Annotated in this window: 4 protein-coding genes; 2 read left to right on the plus strand and 2 right to left on the minus strand. The window is 44.9% G+C overall.

Annotated features, from left to right (window positions below):
* Positions 1–173: 173 nt before the first annotated feature.
* A complete protein-coding gene (locus Q0095_RS04260; RefSeq protein WP_297881671.1) occupies positions 174–2,336 on the minus strand; it encodes a DUF1007 family protein in 2,163 nt (720 codons plus the stop codon).
* A gap of 3 nt (positions 2,337–2,339) precedes the next feature.
* Complete coding sequence (locus tag Q0095_RS04265) at positions 2,340–3,266, minus strand: zinc ABC transporter substrate-binding protein (RefSeq protein ID WP_297881673.1); 927 nt, start codon at positions 3,264–3,266, stop codon at positions 2,340–2,342.
* Positions 3,267–3,380: 114 nt separating this feature from the next.
* Here Q0095_RS04265 and Q0095_RS04270 point away from each other — a divergent pair, with 114 nt between their 5' ends.
* Both Q0095_RS04270 and Q0095_RS04275 read left to right on the plus strand, forming a co-directional pair.
* Positions 3,381–3,734 carry an HTH domain-containing protein gene (locus Q0095_RS04270; RefSeq protein WP_297881675.1) on the plus strand — a complete coding sequence of 118 codons (354 nt, stop codon included), beginning with the start codon at positions 3,381–3,383 and terminating at the stop codon, positions 3,732–3,734.
* A 134-nt stretch (positions 3,735–3,868) separates the two neighbouring features.
* Positions 3,869–4,309: a hypothetical protein gene (locus Q0095_RS04275; protein WP_291939615.1), complete on the plus strand. Its 441-nt coding sequence runs from the start codon at positions 3,869–3,871 to the stop codon at positions 4,307–4,309.
* Positions 4,310–4,731: the final 422 nt, after the last annotated feature.

Genomic DNA, 4,731 nt, shown 5'->3' on the forward strand with positions numbered 1-4,731 from the left:
CCGCCGCTTAATAAATAGCCGGGATCGTAATTTAATTTACACGGGTCCGCAGCGTAAAATTTTAAAATTTTACTCTTTGAAATTAGATCTGCACTGGATTTAAAATTTAACGCATTGCATAAACTTATATTTCACGCGAGCCGCTTTTTAAAATTTGCATCCGAAGCTTGCAATCACAGTATCCTGAGGGTGTCTGAGATGAAATACATAAAAACTCCGAGCCCAAACATCACGAAAAGCCCCGCAAATTCGACGTAAAGCTTCAAGCTTACGAGCCGCTTCGAGCTTAGCTCGTTTGCTTTCGCGCCGAAAAGCGCGGCTAAAAATATCACGACGCTCATTCCAAAACCGATGAAAAGCGCACTCGCGACGCTAAGCGTGAAGCTTCCGAGGCTGAAGGCAAGCACGAAAATAAGGATCGTGCCGGGGCAGGGCACAAGCGCTGCTGCAAGCGCGATAAGCCACTCCCGCCCTTTCTCACCGCCGCCAGTCGCGCTGCTTTGCAGCGAGCGAGACAAGGTTTGGTTTTTTAAATTTGCAGAATTTAAAGCCTGTTTTTGCCCGTTTTGGCTAGACGAGTTTTCTTCTAGGCTTGCGGTTAAATTTAAATTCGAATTTAGCTCTGCTGCTATGGTGCCCGAATTTTCAGCATCTAAATACTGCGCGGATTCGCCGCTTTGAATACTAAATTTAGAAAATTTATAGCTCTTTGACGCTGCGTGAGCGGAATCCCTGGTGTTTGCAAATGCCGTATTTTTTAAGCTGACGTCCGACTCTGCGGTCTTTGCGACGGAAGCGCAAGCGGCGCAGGAGCAGCCTGCATCGTGGCTGGCGCCCGATCTTACGCGACGAGCTTTGTCGTAGATGATGAGCGCGGTTATGACGATGATCAGAAGCGCCGAAATTTTCGTGGTGATTGAGGCGGAGTTTGCAGAAACTATGCCTGCAACGTTTTGCAACACAAACATGCTCGCGCTTACCAAAACGAGCGCTCCTAGGACGTGCAGAAGCCCGATTTTAAGGGCAAATCCGAAGGCTTTGACGTAGCTGCCGCCATGGGCTAAGAAATAGCTCGCCGTTAGCAGTTTCGCGTGTCCAGGGCCTGCCGCGTGGAAAAAGCCGTATATAAAAGAAAGCGCCAAGACCCATAGGATCGTGCTTGCGCTTGCATGCTCGCTGCTTGCGCGAAACGCCGTTTTGAGACTTTTCATAAAATCCATCGTCTTTTGCGCGACAAATCCCAGCGAGACCTCTTTGTGCTGCTCGCTTGAAATCTCGTCGCTACCGGACGCGGCGCCGTTTTTGCTCGCGTTATTTTGCGCTAAATTTAAAGAACTCTCCTCGGGCGGCGTCGCGAGATTTTGCGTAAAATGCGCGGAATTTAAAAAGTCGTCTCGGATCGCAGCAAAATTTTCGCTCACGCCTTTATCTACAGACGCCGCAGAATTTGCGGGACCATCTTTTGCCTGCGCGTCCTTTTTGGAGGCTTTATTAATCTGCGCGAGAGTATCCGAAGCGGCGATGTTTTTTTGAGCCTCTGCTGCAGCCTCCGAGACGATATCGCCGACGGATCTTTGGTTTGATCTGCGCGCCGAGGTGGAATTCGGTTTAGCTTGCCCGCCTTGCGCAAGTTTATCCTCTGAGCTCGCAAGGCTCTGCTGGCTAGATGCAAGACCATCCTGCGCTAAATCGGAGTTTGGCGCGCTTGAAATTGGCGGCTTTTTATCTGCGATCTTTGGCTTTTCGCCGCTAAATTCTATAAAAGTGGTGGCTAAATTTGAATTAGGCTTCGCTATAAAGCCCTCGCCCAGATTAATGGGCTTGTCGTCAAGCATTTTGAAATTGAAAAATCCCTGATCGTCGTTAATGGAAATTTTAAGAACGCGGTTATTGCGCAGCTCGAAGCCGACCTTTTGATCGAACTCAAACACGAGTCTGCCCTTTTTGACGAGGCTTATTGCGTTTTTAAAATTTCCCTTGATCTGCGTGCCTACGAGGTTGCTAAGCGCAGGCTTTGCGTTTTTTGGCGCTTGATCGTAGAATTCCGCCTCGCAAAGATAGTTTTTGGGGGTTAGATAATCGGTCATCGCCTTAGTTATCTCTGTAAGCTCGCTATTTTCAAGCTTGCCGTTGGAATTTATATCGTAGGTCTGCATTATGACGTCGGTAAAATTTTGAGAGAAAAGCCACGAAAAATGCAGGCTCACGATCTTGCCGTCTTGTGCGACGGGAGTGATGCTAACGTGCGCAGTGGGCGTGTATAGGGCGCACAGAGCGCACGCAAATATCCGCGAGCTAAAGATCGCGGATAAAATTAAAATTTTAATAAATTTCATCAACTACAAATTTTCTCCGAAAACGTCGATCGTCTTTTTCATCGTCTCATACCAATCTAGCGGCAGCTGATCGATCTCCATCACCTTTGCGCCTGTTTGCGCGGCGATAGTTTGCGCTGCCTTTTTGGAAAACTGCGGTGCGACGAAAATCACCTTGATCTTTTCCTCTTTGGCTTCCTCGATTAGCTCAGCCAAATCCGCAGGCTTAGGCTCTTTGCCCTCCACTTCGACTGCGATCTGCTCCAAATCGTATCGATGCGCGAAATAGCCCCAAGACGGATGATAAACCATAAATTTCTTTCCCTTGACGCCCGCTAATTTCTGCTTTGCGTAAGCGTCCAGCTCGTCAAGCTTTTTAGCAAATTTATCGAAATTTGCTTCATAAATTTTAGCATCCTTAGGATACTGTTTGGTTAACGCGTCTTTAATATTTTTAGCTTGAATTTTTACAAGCTGCGGATCGAGCCAGATATGTGGGTCTAAACCGCCGTGATGGTGATGGTGCTCGTGTGCCTCGTGATCTTTGTCGCCATGCTCATGATGCGCGTCATGATCATGATCATCGTGATGTGCGCTATGATCGTGTTCGTCGTGATGGTGGTGTTCTGCCATAGCCATTTTAGTGATGCCATCTTCGGTGCGGATTAGCTTCATCTTTGGATACGATGCAGCAAGCTTTGGTAGCCAGACTTCATCAAATTCTATACCGACTGCAAAATACAGATCACTATTTTCTAGCATTTTCATCTCCGAAGGCTTAGGCTCGTATGTGTGCGGATCAGCGCCTTTGCCGACCATCGTATTTACCTGCAGGGTATCACCTGCTATTTGTTCAACAAAATACTTCGTCGGAAGTATGGTCGTGGTGACCGTAGGTTTGGCGAATGCTACGCAACTAGCTGCTAAAAGCGTGAAAACAAGCTTTTTCATAAAATTCCTTTCCAAAAAAAATTGCGGAAGTATATCAAAAGCAACTTAGTTGCAACTTAATATAAATTTATCTAAATTTCGCTATCATCGCTTAAATTTCAAAAAAGGCGTAAAATGGATCCCAAAGATTTTTTAGCGAGTCACGATATCGCTCCTACAGCGCTTAGAGTGCATATCGTGCAGATCCTAAGCGAGAAAAAATGCCCGGTAAGCTATGATGAACTAGTAGAACAAACGGGAGCGAATAAAACCACGATATATCGCAATATAGCGCTTTTGGAAGAGAAAAATTTGATAATTACCAGCGAAAATAATCATAAAAGCTTTTATGAGCTCACCGACGGCGCAAAAGCGTATTTTATCTGCGAAAACTGCCATAAAATGGAGGAGATTTCGATGCCAGCTTTGCCGCAAAAAAATGTCAAAAGCGTGCTCGTGCGAGGATTGTGCGAGAAGTGCGGCGGCTGAGGCAGGAAATTTAATCAAAAGCGCCAAAGAAATTTGGCTAAAACGCTAGAGCAAAATTTAACCGATTTTTAACGGATTTTTATAAAACAAACGATATAATCCGAGCGTTTCATATTTTAAAAGGGAAAAATTCAGTGAATAAAAACGATACGATAAAAGCAATAGAGAAGTTTGTAAGTTCTCAAGAAATGACGATGTTTCGCCTGAAAAAGGGTATCTACGGCGATGCGATGAAAAACCTGGATCAGGTTTTTACGCCGTATAAGGAGTTTGCCGAGTTTTTCAAAAATCCTGCAAATAGACTGCAGGAGCTGTTAGGCAATATCGCGTACGAATCGATTTTAAACTACACTGAAGCAGGGCTATCGCACTGCGAGAAGATCCACTCGATCTATTTTGTGGAATCCAAAGGACTTTTCAAAAGTGGGCTAAAGTATATCGAGCCTGATGCGACCGCGAGAGAAAGAGCCAAGAGTTATTACGACAAATTGCTGGAAAATAATGAGAAGCTTAACGAATATATCGATATCGGCTTGCAAAGGCTACATGGCTTAGAAGCAAAGGTTTTCGAGTAGGCTAGGCTAGCTTTGGGATTTGATTTGCGCGGCGAAATTCTATCGCAAATCCTTAGCGCTTAAAATCCTATGATTAAATTTCACACCTTTTACAGATTTCACTTATACTATTTAATTCCGCGTTAGCGCCGCTTTTAATTGCGCATATAGCAAACAGGGTAACTTTAGAAATTCTGTGCCGGTAGGCATTATCCGATACGATCAAAGAAATAATCTAAATTTTTAAAGCTCAACGAAGCGGGTTAAAATAAGCAAGCTTGGCTAAATTCCGTGGAGCGACTAAAGAAAGTTCTAACATAAACTAGTGCTTAGTTGGAGTCTGCGAATTTGAAATTTCGCGGTTAGCGTGAACGGGAATTTAAAATTCTAGCGCTACTTTAGATTCCTTCGAAATGCAGAATTTTAAAGTAGGTATTGCGCCT

Origin of the sequence: uncultured Campylobacter sp. (genome assembly GCF_938045535.1) — a bacterium.
Taxonomy (GTDB): Bacteria; Campylobacterota; Campylobacteria; order Campylobacterales; family Campylobacteraceae; genus Campylobacter_B.

Coding starts and splice junctions, on each gene's coding strand:
- Q0095_RS04260 (WP_297881671.1), bottom strand. CDS start 2,336: ATGAAATTTATTAAAATTTTAATTTTATCCGCGATCTTTAGCTCGCGG.
- Q0095_RS04265 (WP_297881673.1), bottom strand. CDS start 3,266: ATGAAAAAGCTTGTTTTCACGCTTTTAGCAGCTAGTTGCGTAGCATTC.
- Q0095_RS04270 (WP_297881675.1), top strand. CDS start 3,381: ATGGATCCCAAAGATTTTTTAGCGAGTCACGATATCGCTCCTACAGCG.